Genomic DNA, 1,256 nt, shown 5'->3' with positions numbered 1-1,256 from the left:
TGTAGTGGTCAACAAAAACTGGCCACAGCTTTAGAGTTTTTCCAGAACAATCGTTCTGATTCATTCGGCGTCAAACCACCATTATATTGATGAGGTCTGAGCTGGCTGTAATATCCTGTGATGTAATTCGTTATTGCCGTGCTGGCTTGGCTAAAATTCGCGTAGCCATTATCCGGTACCCACTCTGTTTTCAGGCTTCTGAAGAACCGTTCCATTGGGCTGTTATCCCAGCAATTTCCCCGGCGACTCAGGCTTTGCTTTATCTGATATCTCCACAGTAACTGTCTGAAATTCCTGCTGGTATAGTGACTGCCTTGATCCGAGTGATACAGTAAATTAGCCGGTTTTCCCCGTGCTTCCCAGGCCATCGACAGGGCTTTACCTGTCAGTGCGGAATCAGGGAAAAATGACATCGCCCAGCCAACCGGTTTACGGGAAAACAAATCGAGTACAACAGCCAGATAAGCCCAGCGTTTTCCCGTCCAGATATAAGTCACATCACCACACCAGGCCTGATTAGGCTCGGTAACAGCAAACTGGCGATCCAGATAATTAGGGATCTCAATGTGTTCCTTAGACGCCTTCTTATAACGATGGCCAGGTTGCTGACAGCTGATAATATTGAGCGCTTTCATCAGCTTTGTTGCCCGCCAGCGGCTCAGTTTTATACCTTTGGTGGTGACCATTGCGGCAATGCTTCGCGCTCCTGCTGAACCGTTACTTTCGCGATAAACTTCACGCACAAGGCTCAGTAATGCCACTCTCGTGGCGTCAGGCTTCCTGGGCTGCCGCCAGTATTTATAACTGCTGCGATGAACCCCAAACACGTTGCACACAACGGCAACAGGAAACCGCGCCCTGAGTTTCTCAACTAATGAGAATTGTTCAGGGAGTCTGACATCAAGAGCGCGGTAGCCTTTTTTAATATATCCCGTTCCATTTCAACGCGTTGAAGTCTTTTCTTCAACTCACGTATCTCAATCTGCTCAGGTGTCATGGGTGAAGCTATGGGTGATTTTCCCGCTCGCTCTTCTTTCAGTTGTCGAACCCATTTATCCATCGTAGATTTGCCGACATTCATCGCAGTGGCAGCGGCGGCAACGGTGTAATGCTGATCGAGTACAAGCTGGGCAGCCTCGAGGCGAAACTCGGGGCTAAAATTGCGTCTGTTACGTCCGGTCATAATGTCACCTGTTTTGACTATGAGGTGATGATATCACCTCTATTCAGGTGGCCAAATTCACTATGCCACTACA

Annotated in this window: 1 protein-coding gene; it reads right to left on the bottom strand. The window is 48.5% G+C overall.

Going from position 1 to position 1,256, the window contains the following annotated elements; all coding sequences use genetic code 11:
* Positions 1 to 8: 8 nt before the first annotated feature.
* Positions 9 to 1,183, bottom strand: a protein-coding gene (locus QNN86_RS23860; protein WP_137399272.1) for an IS3 family transposase whose coding sequence is annotated in 2 segments (ribosomal slippage) — positions 9 to 925 and positions 925 to 1,183 — 1,176 coding nt in all. Because the reading frame shifts where the segments join, the coding sequence is not laid out codon by codon here.
* Between the last annotated feature and the right edge of the window lie 73 nt (positions 1,184 to 1,256).

It is taken from the genome of Citrobacter sp. C348 (assembly GCF_047467975.1).
In the GTDB taxonomy this organism is placed as follows: Bacteria; Pseudomonadota; Gammaproteobacteria; order Enterobacterales; family Enterobacteriaceae; genus Citrobacter; species Citrobacter gillenii.
This window is presented reverse-complemented; position numbering and strand designations above follow the sequence as displayed.